This window comes from Actomonas aquatica, from assembly GCF_019679435.2.
In the GTDB taxonomy this organism is placed as follows: domain Bacteria; phylum Verrucomicrobiota; class Verrucomicrobiia; order Opitutales; family Opitutaceae; genus Actomonas; species Actomonas aquatica.
Genome location: NZ_CP139781.1, coordinates 3,569,203 through 3,588,699, shown reverse-complemented (window position 1 = coordinate 3,588,699; position 19,497 = coordinate 3,569,203). Strand labels below are relative to the sequence as shown.

Sequence of the window (19,497 nt, the reverse complement as noted above, 5' to 3'; positions counted from 1 at the left end):
CGCCGCCGGTGCCCCCATACGCATACGTGCGTAGCCATATTGTCCGCTCTACGGATCAGACTCAGGGCCAATTTTGAATCGAAAGACTGAGCCCGGTCTTTCGTCCCTCGGTTTATTGGGCTCCATCGCTGAAGCTTGGCGCAAATCCGTCCGTGCTGGCGTCGTCGGTTTGGTAGGCGCCCGTGCGGGTGGTGTTCGACCGCGTGTTGTAGAGTTCGATCACACGCAGGAGCTCACTGAGAGAGATTTGGGAGTCCTGATCGGTATCCGCTGAGTGATGACGCGATTGAACAAGCACCGGGTAGCGTTGCGACGGATTCCATTCCATATCGATGGCAAATCCGTCGACGGAAACGGGGTTCAACTGATAGCGACCGGTGCGTTGGCTGCCGAAGCGGACGTTGTAGAGTTCGATGGATCGCAGGAGTTCGGACAGGCTGATGGTGTGGTCTCCATCGGTGTCCGAGTCGTGGATGGACTTGTGCGCGCGGAGCCAAATGGGCGCGGGGGAAAAGAGGGCACCGGCGGAGGGGGGGTCGTTGGTGAGCCCATCCAAAAGCGAAACAATTTGGGTGGAGCCGGTGAAATCAGACGAAGCGGTGAGCTGGAACGCGAAGTCATAGCTGCCGGCAGGCAGGGAACCCCAACGCCATTCGATCAAACCGCCCGCACCGGACGTCGGAACGGTCTCGGCGGTCGCCGTGAACGCGTTGGCCAGCGGCTCCACGGTCCAGCCGGGGGGAACGATGGTGAACCAACTGAGGGCGGACAAAGGCTCATCAAGCGAGAGGTGTTGGGTGAGCGTGATGGTCTCACCGGAGGCAAGGCGTCGCCGGCTGGTTTCCTGACTGCCTTGCAGGCCGTGCGTGCCTGCGGGATCCCGGACGTAGACCAAGATCAGGTTGCTGGCGGTTGAGCCGTTGTGGTTGGCGAATTCGACTTGGTAAAAACCGGTGTCGGTAGCCGTCGTGTTTTCGATCAAAAGACTTGATGTAGTCTGGGCTGTAAGCGTCTCGCCATCGCGGGTCCACGAAGGGGTCAGTGGTGCGGGGCCAAACGCGATGGCGGGCACCTCAAGAGCGTCGCCGAGGGAGAGGCGCACGTGCGGCAAGGTCGCCAGTAAGGTGGGCGGTTCGTTGGCTGCGAGGACATGCACGGTGACTTCGCGGCTGGCGAGGCTGCCGTTGCGGTTGGTGGCGACCACGTGGAAGAGGGTCGCATCATCGTTTGTGCTCACGGCGGCAAGGTTGAGCTGTGGTGCGGTCGCGTCGGCGATCGGTGTCCCGTCCCGAAACCACTGATAGCTGGGGGCCGGGTAGCCGGTTGCTTCCGCGAACAGTTCGATTGAGCTGCCCTCCACCACGTAGGCGTTGCTGGGGTGTGTGGTGAAGCTCACCGGAATATCAACGGTGAGGGTGGCGGCATTGCTGGTTGTTGAACCGAACACATTGGTGAGGACCACATCGTAGGCGGCCTCGAGCTCCGGCCGGACGGGGGCGAGGTCGAGGATGTTTCTGGTCGCGCCGGCAATATCCTCGCCGTTGCGGCGCCATTGGTAGGTGACGGGATAGTCTGACGAGTAGGCGTAGGCGGAGAAGGCCACCCCATAGGTTCCAGGGCGGCTGAGCGTAACCTGCATGTCGCGAGGGTGCCTTGAAAGGCGGGGGGCTTCTCCCGTGATCAGCGTGGCAGCGTCGGAGGTCGTAGTGCCGTAGTCGTTACGGATCGTCACGGTATAGTTGCCGTTGTGGGTAGTATCGACCGCCGTTACGGTGAGTTCGGCCGCGGTGGCGTCGGCGAGAAGCGCGCCGTCCTTGTGCCATTGATACAGCAAACCGTCGCCGGTCGCGACCACGCTGAAGCTTACCGTGGAACCGAGGAGCGCGTGCTGTGATTCCGGTTGGACGGTGATGGCGGGTGGTTCGGTCGACGGAATGACGACAAGTGCGGCGGGGGCGGATTCGGCGGAGCCCAAGGCGTTGGATACGATCACGCGGTAGCTGCCGGCGTCGGCCGGGCGGACCGTGGCGATGGTGAGGGTGGGGCCATTCGCTCCCTCGATGGGGGTGGCGTCGGCGGTCATCGCCTGACTGGAAGGTCCCGATGGACTCGATAGTCCGCTGGGCGGCGTTGGGTCGACTTTCAGCCATTGGTAAGAAAGCGGCTCCTTGCCGGTCGCGCCTACGCGGAAGGTCATGGCGTCGCCCGAGTTTACTTCCTGGTCCTGCGGCTGGGCGGTGAAGTGGGCTGCACCGATTTCCCAGATGATCGCGTTGGTGCCCATGGCGAGCACCTGACCGTTGCCTTTCGCCAGAGCGAGCATGGTGCCGGCGTCCGCGAATTCGTCTTTCGTCCATGTCACGCCGTCGATCGAGGTCAGAATTCTGCCTGTCAGGGTGACCGTTACCAGTGAATCGCCGACCCAGAGGATCGACGCCGGCGGACCGATCAGGAACAGCGGCGCACCTTCGGCTTTTTGCCAAGTCAGGCCATCTGGAGAGGTCCACAGTTCGCCGCTATAGCTCGAGGCGACGAGCAGGTCGCCTTTCCCGCCGACACACGACAAACGCTCCGGGACGGAGGCGACGGTGGTCCAGTTAAGCCCGTCGACGGAGCGCGCGATCACGTAGTCGGCCTCCTGATCAGGGTCCGTTGAACCGAGGGCGTAGAACACGTCGTCGACGACAAAAACTCTGGTCCAGATACCCGTTCCCCCGGGAGGGGGGAGCGGGGCCGTCCATGTCATGCCATCGGTCGAGCTGACCAGCCCCTGCGTCGCCACGAATCGACCTTGGGCGAAAACCATTTGTCCGTTTACGCCGGTCACGCCGGGATCGGTCCAGGTGGTGCCGCCGTCGGTCGATATCCCGATGCGTCCGCTGCTCCTTCCAGCGATGAAGCGTCCGTTGCCGAAGGCGACGGATCCGGCTCCGTAGATGGAACTGCCGGGAATCATGGACCACGCGATGCCGTCGGGGGAGGTGGCGAGACCGCTGTCGCCGGCGAGGATCCATTGGCCGTCACCGAAGGCGCCGGAGCGAAGGTTCCCGCTAGCTTTGCTTTCTCCGAACATCGTCCAATCACTGCCGTTGGCGGAGGACGCGATGCGGCCAAGACGCGCGACGGCAACGATCCGGTCAGGGGAGCTGGTGATGTCCGTGAACTGAATGAGCTGAAACGGCATGTCAGCGCGGGTCGAAACGACATCGGCGGTAGACATGATCGGAGCGTGGTCTGAGCCGGGATAATACAACCGACCCTTAAAAGCCGCCATACTTGGTAGTGTTATGGTCCCCGCGCTGATGCCGCCTTCGGGGAGGGGGTGCAAGGTCCAGGTCTCGCCGCCATCGTTCGAAACGCTGAATGCCTCCTGAAACTCTTGGAATCCGGAGGCTTCGGTAAGATATCGGCCGTTAACGACCCATTGCTCGTTGAAGAAAATGGGCCCGCCGGTGATTATGGCGATGCCGGTGGCGCCGCCCGCTTCCCAAGTGATACCGTCGGCGGAGTGCATCATGGAGGCATCTGCGTTGGTCCAGGTCACTCCGTCTGCCGCTCTTCTCGGGTAACCGGTGAGAATGTTTTGCCCGACGTAGCTCCCGCCGCCGTAGGCGATGCGTCCGACCATCCCCTCGGAAGCGCCGTCGTGGCGGGTCCAAGTCACCCCGTCGGTGGAGGTGGCCACGAGGTGTCTTCCGATCTGAGCCCCGGAGGCACTGCGCTTCATCGCATAGAAGCGGTCGTGAACGAAAGTGATGAGGTCGATCGTTTCCCATAAGGCGGGCACGGTCGTTTCGGGCGCCGTCCAAGTGAGACCGTCGGTGGAGATGAGCACACCGTAGCCCGCTTTGGCGATGAACCGGCCGTTGCCGAAGGTGACGGAGAGGATGGTGGAGTTGGTGCCCGAGGCGACATTCGTCCAAGTGACGCCGTCGCTCGAAGTGGTGATGGTGCCGAAGTTACCCCCCGCGACGAACACGCCGTTGCCGTATGCGACGCTCACATAGTCGTTGCCCTGGGGAGTTGGATTGCGCCAATACCAATTCGGCTCGGTGGCGGCGGGCACATGTGGCGCGGTCAAAACGCCTAAGAGGGCGAAACAGAAAACTAGGTGGCGGAGAAAGGGCATCTTCATCGGGGTGGGGCCGTCGGGCTGCGGGTTTTTAGGCCGCCCCCCAAGTTAGGACAACGGCTACATGCGCCCCCCGGCGCCGACGATTACTCAAATTTAGGTAAACAGCGCTGATGCGGGGACTTGGCAGAAGAGAAGGAAAGGGTGCGTCGCCAAGAGAAATGTCAGCTACCGTCGTTGCCCGCGGTAAAGCCGTCGGCAGTGCCGGATGAAAAACGGTGGGCGCCGGTGCGGGTGGTGTCTGACCCTCGCGGTGTTCTACGTGCTCATCTTCCCGGGCAACCTGTCGCAATACCTGAACGGCATCGACGCCTTCGGTTTGGACACGGATGCGAAACGGTTTGCCCGGCTGTTTTTCCAGCCGGTGCTCATTCTCTGGGCGCTGTGGTCAACCGGTGCGTTGAGACCCTGGGGCAGGGAGCGGGCGGATCCGCGCGGGCGGTGAGATGACGGAATTCAAGAATATAAGATTGACCCCTTATGCCGGGGAGGTGCGCTGGGTTTCGGTGATGAGCTGGTTCATGCGGGTGCAGAAGCCCTGATCGAATTGGTCCCCGATCAACTGCCATTCCACGATGAAGGAGGGGCGGGTGCAGTAGGTGCGCATGCAGGTTTCCCAGCCGGGATACTGGGCGTCTTTGCTGGAGAGTTCGTCGCGGCGGTGGAACATGACGTAGGCACGCTCGAAAATGGAGATGAGAACGGCAAAGAGCGCCCGTTCGACCCGCAGCTCTTCCGCACTGAGCTCCCGCTGGCTGGGCGCTGGGGTCGAGAAGAGGTCGAGTCGGGGATGCCGCGAACACTCATACATGAACTCGACGTATTTGTCGTCGAGATCGTTGAAGGTGCCGTATTCGCGTTCGAGCTGATCTTTACGGCGGTCGTTGTGGTAGGTTTTGACGGCAAATCGCAGCCCAACGACTGCGATGACAATACCGAGGATGGTGACGATGTCGGCTCCAGCCTGCAGAAGAGGAAGGACATTCATAGTTTTCCGAAGCGCTGACGGATGGGGGCGATTCAAAACCAGAACCGCCGATCGACTGAGAGAGTTGAGAAATCGGGCGGGATGCAACGCTGGGTCGCAGCTCCGCGACGATTGGCCGGCGCGGCTGCTTTTCGGGGGAGATTGTGCGGCGGTGTCAGTAGTCGTGGGGGGGGCGTTGACTCTACTGCGGTCCGCACCGGGGCACACATATTTCACCACTCATCCGGCCTTTTACTATGCCCCTCAAGAATACGATTTGCCTCTGGTTCAACCAAGACGCCGGAGCGGCCGCTCGCTTTTATTCCGCGACGTTTCCGGACAGCGAAGTGACCGCGGTGCGACCGGCGCCGGGTGACTACCCGAGCGGCGAAGCGGGGGGGAGGGATCGCTGGGTTGGGTGCTCTGCGTAGATTGCATTGAAGCGCGGCCGGTTGAACGGCCTAGTTTGGTCGAATGCGTTTCCTAGTGCCTGTTGTTTTGGTGTGGGTGATGGCTGGCTGCGCTTGGGCCACCGAGTTGAGCGACCACAACGTTGGGTGGGATTCGCCGTCGGCCAACGCCCTCGCGTCGATGCCGTGCGGTGGTGGGGACGTGGGGCTGAATGTTTGGGTCGAGGACGGGGACCTGCTGATCTACCTGTCGCGGAGCGGGACCTTTGATGAGCTCAATGGCATGCCGAAACTCGGCCGCTTGCGGGTGCGGTTTGACCCAAATCCGTTTGGCACCGAGGCGGTGGAGTTTCGGCAGGAGCTTCGCTTGCGCGAGGGTGACGTGGTGCTGCAGGCCAAGGTCGGCGAGGTGGATGTGCGCTTGGAGGTATGGGTGGATGTGAACCGGCCGGTGGCGCATGTCGTGGCGCACAGCAGCGCGCCGATCAGTCTGGTCGCGACTTACGAAAACTGGCGCATGGAGCCGCGCGAACAGGGGGCGAACGAGCGGGGGGCGAATCGCTCGTATCAGGACGCGCCAGAGCCGGCGGTGGTGCGGCCGGATGTGGTGGAGTTTGTTGGCGAGGCGGTGCGGTTCTATCACCGCAACGAGGGGCGGACGGCCTTTGACCTGGTGGTCGAGCAACAGGGTTTGGACCCGGTTAAGGACGAGCTGTGGAATCCGTTGGAGCACCTCACGTTTGGTGGTGAGCTGTCGGGTGCTGGACTGGTGCCGGACGGCACCGTTGAGGGGGTTTACGCCAGCACGCCGTATCGCGGCTGGCGACTGCGCAGCGAGCGCGCGGCGACCGATCATGCATTGCAGGTAACGATGCATGTGGCGCAGGCCCCGTCTCTCGAGGAGTGGGTGGCGGGTCTCGCGGAGAGGGTGCACGCGGCGGCGATCGACCCGGCGAGGGATCGCCAAGCGACGCAGGCGTGGTGGGCGCAGTTCTGGGACCGCAGTCACGTGTTCATCGACGAACCCATCGGTTCGCCGGCATGGCAGGTGGGGCGCAACTATCAGGTCTTTCGTTACCAGCTCGGCACGAATGCGCGGGGCGATTACCCGACCAAGTTCAACGGTGGCCTTTTCACCGTCGACCCGGAGTTCACGGATCCGCAGCTGCCGTTTTCGCCGGACTATCGGCGGTGGGGTGGCGGTTCGTTTACCGCGCAAAACCAACGGCTGGTGTATTGGCCGATGCTGGCGTCGGGTGACTTCGATATGATGCGGCCGCAGTTTGAGTTTTATCGGCGCGCGCTGGGCAACGCGGAGATGCGATCGCGAGAGTATTGGGGCATCGACGGCGCGAGTTTTACGGAGCAGATCGAGAACTTCGGCCTGCCGGTGGCCTACGAATACAACTGGCATCGAAGCGCGGAGGCGCTGCCAGGCATCGAGGACAGTGACTGGGTCAATTACCAGTGGGACACCGTGTTTGAATTCTGCGGCATGATCCTGGAAACGCACCGCTACGCCGGCGCCGATGTGCGTGACTACCTGCCGTTGATCGAGAGCTGTCTGCACTTCTACGACGCGTTCTACCAGGCCGAGGCGGTGCAGCGCACGGGTCGACCCTTGGATGACGACGGAAAGCTCATCCTCTTTCCCGGCACCGCCAACGAGACCTACAAGGATGCGCTCAATCCGACGAGCACGCTCGCCGCGCTGCGCGGTGTGCTGACGGGGTTGCTGGCCTTGCCGGCCGATCAACTGCCAAACGATCGCCGGGGTGGGTGGGAGAGGATGCTGGCGCGCCTGCCTGAGATCGGGCGGCGTGACGTGGACGGACATGAAGTGATCGCGCCGGCGTGGTCCTGGTCGCGCGTCCAGAACGTCGAGCTGCCGCAACTTTATCCGGTGTATCCGTGGAGACAATACGGTGTGGGGCAGCCGGATTTGCAGGTTGCGCGTAACACTTGGCATTACGGTTTCGACCGACCGGACCAAAAGCAGATCGTCAGCTGGCATCAGGACGCGATCTTCTGCGCCCGACTGGGTCTGACCGCGGAAGCGGCGGAACTGACCCTGCAAAAAATGGGTGACTCCGGCCGGCGCTTCCCGACCTGGTGGGGCCCCGGCCATGACTGGGTGCCGGATCACAACTGGGGCGGCTCTGGCATGATCGGCGTGCAGGAAATGCTGCTCCAGCCGGTGGGCGACGCGCTCTACCTGCTACCGGCTTGGCCGGTTGATTGGGATGTCGACTTCAAGCTGCACGCCCCCGGTCAAACCACCGTCGAGGCGCGCTTGGTTGATGGCAGACTCGAGCACCTGCAGGTCACGCCCGCAAGCCGGGCGAAGGACGTCGTCCTGCCGGATTGGGTGCGGCGGTGAGCCGTGGGTCTCGGGGCGGGCGCTGAGCGAAGAGATTGCGGTGGGAGGCGTGAAAGCCGCCCGAGCTTTTAATTCGATGATTCAGATAGCCAAGGCCGACGTTGCGGCGATCAAGGTTGTGCGAGCGGTTGCACTGTTACGGCTGATATCGGAAGCGGGACAGCCGACGGCAAGTGTATCCAGCTGCGGTTTCGCCGGCCCGAAAAATTCTCCTCAGTGTTTGAATGTAGTGATCAACAACTTGATCTGAGTGCGTCTCTTGCGCGACGTGGATCAAACCGGCCCAAATTTTGGCCATTTCGTCCGAACGCTCGCCGTTTGCGCGACTTCTCAACTTTTCGATTCTTAGTGCATTGACCAAGGCGGCAGTGTCGGTGGTTTGCGCGCAGATCTCAGAAAAGAGATCGGGCCGTTTGATTTTTACTACGGAGAAGAACTCACGGAACGGATACCAATCGAACTCTCGATTCCCGGTCGCGGCACCATCCAGCGCTATAACACGAACCACGTGTTCAGCTTCACGCAGCGTTAGACCGAAATGATCACCGAAGACAGCAAGTTGTGAGGCGACAGCGCTGAATGAGCCATCGGAAGGATAGTTGAAATCTCGAAGCAATTTGCCGAAAAATTCTGGAAGCCCTCCCGAATGTATGGCGGCGTTAGACTCAGCGGGAATATCCACAAACAAGTCGCCAAATTTTTGAAGGTAAGATGGTGCATCGACTGTTTCGCCGTAGACAGATCCGATGTAGCTCTCGATTTGCCGTTGATTGACGAACAGCACGAAGACGACTCCGGAAACGTCAAAGAGGTGTTTTATCCGCTCTAGAAGGCCGAGCGCGAAGTCAGGGCGGCAACGGTCCAGTTCGTCCACCACGATGGTGAGCGGGAAGTCATGCTCATCTCGGATGAGGGAAGCGGCGCTTTCCAATGTTTCCTTGAAGTGAGCGGTGGTCGACTTGGATGCCGAATACTCCTCGATTTTGCGCCGAATCACGGACTCGGCTGCCTCGGCAAGATTGTCACCGGTCCCGCTTGCAGCCTCTGCCATTTGACCGAGTTCGTTGTTTCCGACGACACCCGCGGTGGCCCATTTCAGGGCAACTTTTGCCGCAACTGGGGCGGCAGCCTTGAGAACGTCGACGGCTGCTTCGCGAAACTTTCGAGTTACGGGTTCAATGCCGGTGCGCGAGTCTTCGAGCCCTTTCAAAAGTCCGTAGATTTCGCCGGTGAACGACAGAAACGGATCCTCGTGGCTGTCGGCGGCGAAGGCATCAAACGCGAGGCAGGGGAGGTTCTCGTTGGAGAGTTTCGACTGCCACATCTTCAGGAAGGTGCTCTTTCCGGAGCCCCACGGCCCGTTCACAAAAATAACAGTGCCGTCCTGCGATTTTCGAATAAGCGATGTGAGCGAGTCGGCGAATTGCTCTCGTTGAAAAAGGGAGCCCGAGAAAGGATTCTGCGGATCGATCTGAAGAGGTGGGCGTCGCAGTTTCATGTGCGTTGGTTCTCATCCGTGAGATGCAGGTTCGGCAAGGGAGGAAATGGGATGGTAATTGAACGAGGCGGGGCACTGGGAATATCGTTCTCTTCGTTGGAAGTTCACAGTTTTCTCTTAGTTAGCGTAACCGCGCCAACGTTTTGGCTGATTGAATAGACTGGTATACAAATAGGCATGGGGAGTAGTCGGCGGCGTCCAATTGTATGATGGGCGGTGCGTGGGCAGCAAAAAGCCGAGGTCAGAGACCTCGGCTACAGATTGCGGCGGTCGTCGACGAGCGACGACCCTACAACCAGATCTGGCTCAGTAAACCTGCTCGTCGAGGATGGCGAAGAGCTCGGCTTCGTTGACGCGTTTTTCTGCATCGAATCGCGTTCGCGGAGGGTGAAGGTGTCGCCTTCCTTCTCGATCGTGTCGAAGTCGATGGTGACGCAGTAGGGCGTGCCGATTTCGTCCTGGCGGCGGTAGCGGCGACTATTTGAGAGGGTTAGCGGTTTCTCCTTATGGTGGAGCTGGCTGCAGCAAGAACACCGCTGGACTTTAGGCATTTTGTCGGGAGGAATGGAGTTGCTTTATGGTAACCGGGAAACGACGTGTCGGCCTTGGGAAGGTGGGTTTGATCGTGTTTCTGGCGGCACAGGCTTACTTGAGTGGGCAGTCGGAGTATTGGGACAAGGATACCAATTTCGCTCCCGGAGTATCCCGGCTGAATGGGATTGATGCGTATGTGACTCTGGCGGACAGAAGCCGTCTCATCGCTGGGCGGTTTGACTCCGTCGACAACGTGCCTGCTCCCGGCGTGGTGGATCTGGTTCGGCTCGGATCGGGTGGGGAAGTGGAGACGGTTCTGACTACAGTGTTCCCGGAGGATTCGTGGGTGTATCGAATGATCGAACAGCCGGGGAAAGGAATCCTGTTGTGGGGCACTTTTCCCACACCCGATGGGGGCTACGAGGGAATTCGACGCCTGCTTCCGGACGGAAATTGGGATGAAACGTTTGCTGCGATCACGGATGTCTTTGAACCGCCCGTGCTCGACGGCATGGGAAGGCTGCTCGTCTCGCGCGGCGGTCTGGATCGGCGTCCGTTGCGTTTCTCGGCGGACGGGGTTCCCGATCCGACGTTCTTGGTCGCGGAGGAAATCCGAGGCATCCGGTTCCTTTGTCCGATTCCGAGCGGCGGCATGTTGCTATTCTACCACCCCGATGGGTCGTCGCCCCGAGTTTCCCGCGTGGATGACGACGGAACGTTGGTGGCGGATTTTCCCTCTATCGAACTTCCGGTTGCGCATAGTCGTGTTGCTTTGCCGGACGGTAGCGTGGTGGTGGTCACCACGCATAGCTCTCAGTCCGGCCGGGTCTGGCGGCTTCGTCGATTGAGACCGGATGGTCAGTTCGACTTCGAATATGCCACCCGCCCGGACCCCAACAGCCCGGCGGCCGAGGACGTCCGGTTGTCCATCATCGGGGTGATACATGACCTGCTGGTGGCGTCGTCGGGTGGCGACTTGAAACGAGTTTGGTTCGATGACTTGGAGATGAGTGGCGTGCCGGGTGAATGCAGCACCGACGGTCAGTATGTTTGGGTTTACAACAGCTATTTCGGCAATGCTTGGGAGCACTACACGCTGAAGGCGGAGCAGCCCCCGAGTTACGTCGTTCAACCGCGGGTCCTTAATGTGAGCGGCCGACAAGACCTGGTTCCACTCGGTTGGCGCTACTTGATCGTGGCGGATGCGGTCGGGCTTACTCCGTTCACCTACGAGTGGTTTCGGGACGGCGATTTGATCGGGAATGAGACCTCATCGAGCTTGCTGGTAGAGGTGTCATCGACAGCCGACGAGGGTTCCTATTCCGTGGCAGTATCCAACAATTTTGGGACCGCTCTAAGTGCTGGGGTCGTGCTCACGGTGGATACTGAACACGCCGTCGCGACAATCACCCAGCCGTTGGGGGATCAGGTGGTGGACTTGGGTGATACGGTTACCTTTGCGGTGGAATCGTCGGCGGTGCCCGCGGCTACGTATGATTGGTATCACAATGACGTGAGGATTGAGGGCGCGACCTCGTCGACGCTCACCCTCACTGGTGTCGGAACAGCGGACCTGGGAACCTACCGGGTAAGAGCGCGAAACGTAGTCGTGAACTCCGCTGGCACATTCAGTTCCGGCCGATCCAGCACGGCGACCTTGCGAAGGTCGCAATCGATCGAGTTTTCCGGGCCGATGGGGTGGTGGCGCGACGTTGGTCACGTCACGTTGATGGCGGCTGCGAGTTCGGGTTTGCCAGTGGATTTTGAAGTGGTTTCCGGCCCCGCCAGCCTAACTGGCCCGAACCTGACACTGACGGGATCTGGCACCGTCTTGGTGCGGGCGACCCAAGTGGGAGATGAAACCTGGGGGGAGGTCGTGGCAGAGCGGTCGTTTATCGTAAACGATGGATACGCGGGTTGGGTGCGGTCCCGCTTTTTGGCGGAGGAGCTGGATGATCCATCCACGGTCGGGCCGGAGGTGGTTTTGGCCGGCGATGGCCTTACCAACTTGATGAAATATGCACTGGGAATGGAGCCACGTTTGGCGAGTTCTGCGATTCCGGAACAGGTGAGCGTGGAGAACGGTATCGCAGTCTATCGCTTCACCCGCCCCAACGATCGTTTTGATCTTTCCTACGTGGTGGAAGCTTCGATCGATTTGCGAACATGGACCAGCGAAACGGTGGACCTGCGACTTGAGTCGACGGACAACTCGATGGAAACGTGGCGGGCGGATTGGCCGGTGTCCCGTGGCGATCGTATCTTTTTCCGCCTACAGGTATCGCAACTGCCTCCGGCGCAACCGTAGGTCCCTGCAGGGATCGGTTCGCAGCGTGAGCCACGTGTCGCGGGCGAGGGTGAGAGCGCCGTGTATGGGAAAGCACTGAGAGCATTGCACTAAAAAGTGCGTGCCTGACTTCTCCTCGGCGCGGGTTGCTGCATCGATTTGGAGCAGGCGGGCTGTGTCGGCAGAAAAGAACCGGGGTCACCCTCCTTCGCCAAGGCTATGGCGGACAAGGACGTCCCCGGCTACTGCGTTTGGCGAATGATGGTTTTGCTCAGTAAACCTGCTCGTCGAGGAGGGCGAACAGCTCGGCTTCGGTAGTGCGCTTCTGGGCCATCGAGTCGCGTTTGCGGAGGGTGAAGGTGTCGTCTTCCTTATCCATGGAGGTGGCGGCGCTGAGGCGGGGACTTGGCAGAAAAGAAGGAAAGGGTGCGTCGCAAAGAGAAATGTCAGCTACCGTCGTCGCCCGCGATAAAGCCATCGGCAGTGCCGGACGAAAAACGGTAGGCGCCGGTGCGGGTAGTGCCGGAACGCGTGTTGTAGAGCTCGATCACGCGTAGCAGTTCTCCCAACGAAACGCTTCCGTCTTGGTCGTAGTCTGCGTTGTGGAAGAAACCCGGTAGGGTCGCGGTCATCGACTCGTCGGGGTCAAAGTCGTCGATCGAGGAAGGATTGACGCGATACCTGCCGGTGCGGGTGGTGCCGGAACGCGTGTTGTAAAGTTCGATCACGCGCAGCAGTTCAGAGAGCGATATATCCCAATTGCCGTCGATGTCCGCCGAATGGCGAAAACGCAGACGCAGCGGGTCAGGTCGCACGACATACTGTTGCGTTTGCGTCCCGTTGACTGCCGTGACCAAGGTCGCCAGTTCAGCGCTCGTTCCGGTGAAGTCGTCGTGCTGAATTCTGTAGCTGAATGACCGGCCGTCGGCCGCCCCTTCGGTCCAGGACCACGTCAGGAGCGCAGTGTCGTCGATGGTGGGGGTGGTTGCGGCGGTGTCATTTTCGCTACCGAGGAAACGCCAGCCATCTGGGAGGAGCACGTCCCAATCGATGCGGGTTGCGGCAGCGGGATAGCGGAGGATGTTGGTGATCTCCGCGGTGGCGGAGGTTCCAATCAGCTGCAATCGAGTCACGCGCTGCGTGGCGATCCCTTCGGCGGAGAGGATACTCACGGTGGTGGTGACCCGCGATGAATCACCGATCGGTTGTTGGGTTGCGGTGTTCCAGAGCTGGGTGAACAAGTTCAGTTTACCCAATACCGGGGGCGCTTCGAATTCGATGGAAATAGTGCGTTGGCTGCCCCGCAGCATCCCGTCCAAGGAGGCTGTGGCCACGACTAATCCGGTAGCATCAAGCAACCGGAGTTGATGGTCGCTGGTCCAGTTGCGTTTGCCTTCGTTGGAGAGGCTGAAGTCAAGGGCCAACGGCGTCCCCGCCGCGACGGGTTCACTCGGTGCGTCGATCAAGGAAACTTCGGTTGCGAAGTCGGGGGTGGCATCCATGAACGCGACCGATTCATAGCCGCCGGCGGTGATGGCGAAGACATCCTGCAAGCCGGGCGGCACCTGGATGGTGCCGTGAAATTGGCCACTCCAGGCGTGCACGGTGCCCGCTTCGTCGAGTAGCAGTCCGTGGTCAATGCCGGCCGCGATCGCCTGCACGGCGCCGAGGCCGGTGGGCAGGTTGTGGAGCACGCCCCGTCCCCAGGAAGTCACGGAGCCGTCGGTATGGGCCGCGACCCAGTTGAAGTCGCACCCCGAAAGTCCCACCAGGTTCTCCAAGCTCGGTGCATACACCCCAACAATGTTGCTGTAGCCCCAGAAGACGCCGGTGCGGCTCCGCAACAGGGCGGCGGAGTGGGTATAGCCGGCCGCGATTTCCACCACGTCGGTCAGTCGGTTGCCGTAGCTAGCTTGGCTGTAGTCGTTCCGACCCCAGCCGACTATCGTGCCGGTGTCACGCAGAGCGAGGACGTGGAAGCCGCCAACCGCGATCTTGACCGCACGGGTCAGGGTGGGGGGGACGTCAATCTGGCCGTAGCCGTTCGCCCCCCAAGCTTGCACTCGACCGTCTGCGTGCAGAACAGCCCAGACGATGTTGCCGCCTATCGCGATGTCGACGATGTCGGAAAGCTGGGGGATTTCGGCCATCACGTCGTCCGGCGTCCACGGATTCTCGAAGACACGCACGGTGCCGTCGCGACGCAGGGCCATGCGATGTGTGCCGTTGGTGGCGACCTTGATGAAATCGTTTTCTGCCGGCGGCCAGTGCGGGGTATACTCGTCCGGTTGGGGTTTCCAGGCGATCACTCTCACCTTGGCGGGCACCACCTCGACGAGGATGGCGGGGCTGCGGCGGGTGCCGATGTCGTCGGTGATCTCGACGTTATACCAACCCGAATCGGTCGCAGTCAGGTTGCTGAGTTCGAGGGTAGGACTGTTTGCATTCGGTATGTCGGCCCCGCGATGTGACCATTGGTAGTGAAGGACCCCGGTGCCGGTCGCGCTCACGGAGAACGCGAGGTCGCGGCCTGGCGCGACGACATGACGCAGGTCGCTGAATGCCGTAATAACCGGCACGGGGGCGACGCTGAGTGAGGCCGGGCGGCTGCGGACTGAACCATGGGCGTTGCTTATCACCAACTCGTAGCTGCCGGCGTCGGCGAGCTCGACCTCTTCAAAGCGCAGGCGCGGCGAATTGGCCCCTGCGACGGGATCCCCGTCCTTGAACCACTGATACGTGCGTGGGTCGGTTCCCGTGCTGTGGACCAGCCACTCCACGGGTTGTCCCTCATTGACCGCGACGTTGGCGAGTGGTGCGTAGATACCGGGTGCACCGGCGCTTTCCAGCACGAGATGATGCGCACTCCAGCCCTTGAGGTCGTAGACGCCGGTCAATCCCGCGGGATGATCCCGCATGTAGCCGACGTTTGATCCCCACGAGTAGAGTGAACCGTCGCGCAGCAGCAGAAACGAATGCTGGAAACCCGCGCAGGCGCGCAGGACATGTCCACGGGAGCTGGCGGGCACGGAGGACTCATGCCAGCCGCTGGCACCCCAACCTCGCGCGGTTCCCGACGCGTCGACTGCGAAGGAGTGGGATGTCCCTGCGACGATGCTTACCACCTCATCGAGGTCTGGAGGGACGTCGACGATACCTTGCGGAGTGTATCCCCAGGCCCGCACCTCGCCGAGCCGGGTTAGGGCGAGCGAATGAAGCTCGCCGGCGGAGATCATCACCACGTCGGATAGATCGCCGGGCATGGGGGACTGCGACCACGGCGGGCGACCCCACGCATAAACCTTGCCGTCCGAGCGTAGGGCCAGCGAATGGTAGCCGCCCGCTGCGATGGCCACGATGTCGTGCAAGGTTTCCGGCACATTGATCTGGCCGTCGCTGTTGGAGCCCCAAGCCACCACGGTGCCATCGGAGCGCAAGGCGAGGGCGTGGGTGTAGCCATCAGCGATGGCCACGACCTCACTTCGGGCTGCGACCGGAATCTCATTCTGAGGCGCGCTTTCGATACCGAAGGACAGTGCTTCGCCATCGCGAGTGAGGGCCAGCGAGTGACTTGAACCCGTTTCGATGGCGACGATGTCGTTGGTTTCCCGCGACACGTTTTTGGCTTCCGCATAGCCCGAGCCCCAGCCGGTGACCTTGGTTTCGTCTGGCGCGATGATTACGAACATCGCCGGGCTTCGTCGGGTGCCGTGGTCGTCTGTGATGTCGAGCGCGAACCAGCCGCCGTCGGTGAGCGTCAGGCGGTCGAGGTTGAAATTGGGGGAGGTGGCATCGGCGATGGGGTGGCCGTTGCGCACCCACTGGTAGCTGAGGTTGCCGTTTCCGGTGGCGGTCACTTCCAAATTCAACGTAGCGCCAGGTGCGAGCACTTGGCGGCGGGAGCTTTGGTCGGTGACGACCGGCAGGGGATTGACCGTGACCGTGATCGGATCACTGACGGTCGTGCCGAGGCGGTTGGTGACAGCGAGGGTGTAGTCGCCCGCGGCGGAGAGCTGGGCTTCGGCAATCGTGAGTTCCGGGGTGGTGGCCCCGGAAATGTTGGTGCCGTTGTGTTGCCATTGGTAGGTGAAGGGGCCGGGTCCAGAAATCGTTGCCGACAGGTTGAGATCTTCCAATTCCGTGATGGTGCGCGCCGCGATGTCCGTGAGCACCGGCGGTGTATCGGCGCTGGTATCGCGCAGGACGAGGGAGTAGCTGAGTCCGGCTTCGACCTGCAACACGGCATCGAGGTTGTCCGGGATGGTCGATTGGCCGTAGTAGTTGTTGTTCCAGTCCCAGATTCGCACGTCGTCATCGGTTGTGAGCGCAATCGCGTGCACACTCCCCCACGCGAACTGGCGGATCAGGCCGAGGTCGGCGGGGATTGTCTGAGCTGATTCGCCGAAGGACTCCAGGGAGCCGTCGTGGTGCTGCACAAAGGCCGCCCAGGGCGGCCCCTCAATGTGGTAGACATTGTGGATGGAGCCGGCAGTGGGATCGTTCGCCACCTGCCATCCCCAATAGCGAACGGTTCCGTCCTCGAGGATCGCGATGCTGAAGTTACTGCCGCCAACGATATCAACGACATTGACCAGATCGGGCGGAACGTCTGCCTGGCCGTTTTTGATGGTGATATTGTAGATGGGGTAGGTGGCCCCCCAGCCCACTACGGTGCCGTCTGCCTTGAGGGCCAGACAGTGATAGTAGCCCGCTGCGATTTTGACCACATCCGAGAGGTCCGTTGGCACGTTCAACATGCCGAACGAGTCGGCGCCCCATACGCGGACTGTTCCGTCTGCCAACAAGGCCATGCCATTTTGGGAGCCGGCAGCCACCGCCACGACGTTCTCAAGGTCGGCCGGGATGTCGGCGGGGGCGTGGTTCCAAGCCACCACCGTGCCGTCCGCCTGAAGCACAACGTTGTAGTTACTGTTGACCGAAATGGCGATGGGTTGGGAGATCCCGTCGGGCGGGGCAAAGCGGCTGTCGCCCCAAAAGCGCAGCTCGGTGCTGACGACTTCGTCAGGTGCAGTGGAGACCAAGGCAAACATGGCCTGCGAGCGGGTGGTGCCTGCCTGGTCGGTGACGTCGACAGCATACCAACCGGCATCGCCGCGACTGGCGTTCGACAACGTATAAGTGCTTTCCGTTTCCCCGGGGATGGGTCGACCGTCGTGGAGCCACTGATACGCCAGCTCGCTATCGCCTGATGCCGTGACTGCGAACGTCAGTTCACCGCCGGATGCGACCTGTTGCCGGAGGGCAGCGGCCACTTCAACCGTGGGCGCTGCTATGGATGTTGCGGGGAGGAGGAGACAGGCCAAAAGGCCCAGCTGGCCTGAAAAAAACGAGGTTCTCATCTGGGGTCGTTGGAATGGGTTCCGGTGGCCAGACGGGAACCACAGGACTGCATGACCGTTTTCAGCAGATCCCTGCAACGCCAATGTGCGATTGACACAGAAAGCCGAATAAGAACCCAGCGAGGCAGTTTCGGCGAAACTGCCCGAACAACTCAGCAAACTCGCTTGTCGAAGAGGCCGAATAACCCGGCCTCGTTGATCCTCCGTCGCTCCGGTTGGAGCTGCGGCGGACAAGTGCGCTCAGTAAACCTGTTCGTCGAGGAGCGCGAACAGCTCGGCTTCGGTGATGCGTTTTTGGGCCATGCTGTCGCGTTCGCGGAGGGTGAAGGTGTCGCCTTCTTTCTCAATCGTGTCGAAGTCGATGGTCACGCAGTAGGGCGTGCCGATTTCGTCCTGGCGGCGGTAGCGGCGGCCGATGGCGCCGGTTTCGTCGTAGAAGGCGGCGTAGCGGCGCTGCAGCTTTTGGTAGAGGGCCTTGGCGCGGTCGGTGAGGGCTTCCTTGTTCTTGAGCAGCGGCAGCACGGCGACCTTCACCGGCGCGATACGCGGGCTGAAGCGCAGCACGGTGCGGGTGTCGGTCTTACCCTTCTCGTCGGTGATTTCCTCTTCGGCGTAGGCGGCGCAGAGGACGGCGAGGAAGATGCGATCGACGCCGACGGCGGGCTCGATGACGTGGGGCACAAACTTCTTCTTGGAGTCTTCGTCGAAGATTTCCTGCGGCTTGCCGGAGGCCTTGGCGTGTTGGCTGAGGTCGTAGTTGCCGCGGGCGGCGATGCCCCAGAGCTCCTGCACACCGAAGGGATATTTGAACATGATGTCCGTGGTGCCGCGGGAGTAGAAGGCGAGCTTGGCTTTCTCGTGATCGTAGAGGCTGAGGTGGGAGTCGGGCAGGCCGATGGACTTGAGCCAATCCCAGCACCACTGGATCCAATCCTTGTGGGCCTTTTCCCAGTCGGCGTCTTCGTGGATGAAGTATTCCATCTCCATCTGCTCGAACTCGCGGGAGCGGAAGATGAAGTTGCGCGGGGTGATCTCGTTGCGGAAGGACTTGCCGATTTGGGCAATGCCGAAGGGCAGCTTCACGCGGCCGGTGTCGACGACGGGTTTGAAGTCGACGAACATGCCCTGGGCGGTCTCGGGGCGCAGGTAGGAGAGGGACGAGCCGTCGCGCAGGGCGCCGACGTTGGTCTCGAACATCATGTTGAAAGCGCGCGGCGGGGTGAGGCTGCCGGGCTCGCCGGTGGCGGGCGAGGGGATGAGCGGAATCTGCTCGGGGGTGGCCTCGGTGAACTCGATCGCGGTGACGGGAGCGAGGGTGCCTTGGAGGGCCTTCTTGCGCTTGTAGGTCTCGGCGGCGGCCTGGAGGTCGGCGGTGGTGTCCTCGGACTCGAGGGCGGAGACGTAGCCTTTGACCTCACCATCGACGGTGACGGGGGCGAAGAAGAGTTGGTCGGCGCGGTAGCGTTGTTTGGAGACCTTGCAGTCGACGAGCGGGTCGGTGAAGCCGTCGACGTGGCCCGAGGCCTGCCAGACCTTGGGGTGCATGATGATGGAGGTCTCGATGCCGACAACGTCGTCGCGGCGGCGCACCATGTCGTTCCACCAGCAGTCGCGGATGTTCTTCTTGAGCTCGATGCCCAGGGGGCCGAAGTCGAAGAAGCCGTTGTAGCCGCCGTAGATTTCGGACGACTGGAAGACGAAGCCCTTGCGCTTGGCGAGCGACACAATGGCTTCCATGGAGTTGGCGGAGGACTCGGCGGACGTGGACATAAGAGGACAGGTCATAGAGATACGGACGCGGGGCGCTCAAATCCTAAATGGTGGCGGGATTCGCGATGCGGGATACGGGATGCGGGGTGCGGGGTGCGGGGTGCGGGATGCGGGATGCGGGATTCGCGATACGGGATGCGCGATACGGGATGCGGGGTG

At 61.5% G+C, this 19,497-nt stretch carries 7 protein-coding genes and 3 pseudogenes; 4 read left to right on the top strand and 6 right to left on the bottom strand.

What is annotated here, in order from left to right; translation table 11 throughout:
* Positions 1-112: 112 nt before the first annotated feature.
* Positions 113-4,066, bottom strand: a complete 3,954-nt coding sequence (locus K1X11_RS13955; RefSeq protein WP_324725986.1) for an immunoglobulin domain-containing protein — start codon at positions 4,064-4,066, stop codon at positions 113-115.
* Between the two features lie 307 nt (positions 4,067-4,373).
* Between K1X11_RS13955 and K1X11_RS13950 the strand changes: the two are divergent.
* Positions 4,374-4,577: pseudogene (locus K1X11_RS13950) on the top strand (DoxX family protein); the annotation flags it as partial.
* 33 nt (positions 4,578-4,610) lie between these two features.
* Here the strand turns inward: K1X11_RS13950 and K1X11_RS13945 are convergent.
* Positions 4,611-5,120, bottom strand: coding sequence for a hypothetical protein (locus tag K1X11_RS13945; protein WP_221032728.1), 510 nt, complete (start codon positions 5,118-5,120; stop codon positions 4,611-4,613).
* Positions 5,121-5,356: 236 nt separating this feature from the next.
* Here K1X11_RS13945 and K1X11_RS13940 point away from each other — a divergent pair.
* A pseudogene (locus K1X11_RS13940) lies at positions 5,357-5,497 on the top strand (VOC family protein); the annotation flags it as partial.
* 88 nt (positions 5,498-5,585) lie between these two features.
* On the top strand, positions 5,586-7,889 hold the full coding sequence (locus K1X11_RS13935) for a DUF5703 domain-containing protein (RefSeq protein WP_221032726.1): 2,304 nt from the start codon (positions 5,586-5,588) through the stop codon (positions 7,887-7,889).
* Between the two features lie 136 nt (positions 7,890-8,025).
* On the opposite strand, the gene K1X11_RS13930 is transcribed toward K1X11_RS13935, so the two are convergent.
* On the bottom strand, positions 8,026-9,387 hold the full coding sequence (locus tag K1X11_RS13930) for a KAP family P-loop NTPase fold protein (RefSeq protein ID WP_221032725.1): 1,362 nt from the start codon (positions 9,385-9,387) through the stop codon (positions 8,026-8,028).
* A 254-nt stretch (positions 9,388-9,641) separates the two neighbouring features.
* Positions 9,642-9,863 (bottom strand): annotated as a pseudogene (locus K1X11_RS23450) (His/Gly/Thr/Pro-type tRNA ligase C-terminal domain-containing protein); the annotation flags it as partial.
* 149 nt (positions 9,864-10,012) lie between these two features.
* On the opposite strand from K1X11_RS23450, the gene K1X11_RS13920 reads away from it, so the two are divergent.
* Positions 10,013-12,229, top strand: a complete 2,217-nt coding sequence (locus tag K1X11_RS13920; RefSeq protein WP_324725985.1) for an immunoglobulin domain-containing protein — start codon at positions 10,013-10,015, stop codon at positions 12,227-12,229.
* A gap of 425 nt (positions 12,230-12,654) precedes the next feature.
* Here the strand turns inward: K1X11_RS13920 and K1X11_RS13915 are convergent, their stop codons facing one another.
* The gene (locus tag K1X11_RS13915; RefSeq protein WP_221032723.1) at positions 12,655-17,340 is read right to left on the bottom strand and encodes a hypothetical protein; all 4,686 of its coding nucleotides are present in this window, start codon (positions 17,338-17,340) and stop codon (positions 12,655-12,657) included.
* 468 nt (positions 17,341-17,808) lie between these two features.
* On the bottom strand, positions 17,809-19,338 hold the full coding sequence (locus K1X11_RS13910; protein WP_225919656.1) for a glycine--tRNA ligase: 1,530 nt from the start codon (positions 19,336-19,338) through the stop codon (positions 17,809-17,811).
* Positions 19,339-19,497: the final 159 nt, after the last annotated feature.

Coding starts and splice junctions, on each gene's coding strand:
- K1X11_RS13930 (WP_221032725.1), bottom strand. CDS start 9,387: ATGAAACTGCGACGCCCACCTCTTCAGATCGATCCGCAGAATCCTTTC.
- K1X11_RS13945 (WP_221032728.1), bottom strand. CDS start 5,120: ATGAATGTCCTTCCTCTTCTGCAGGCTGGAGCCGACATCGTCACCATC.
- K1X11_RS13910 (WP_225919656.1), bottom strand. CDS start 19,338: ATGTCCACGTCCGCCGAGTCCTCCGCCAACTCCATGGAAGCCATTGTG.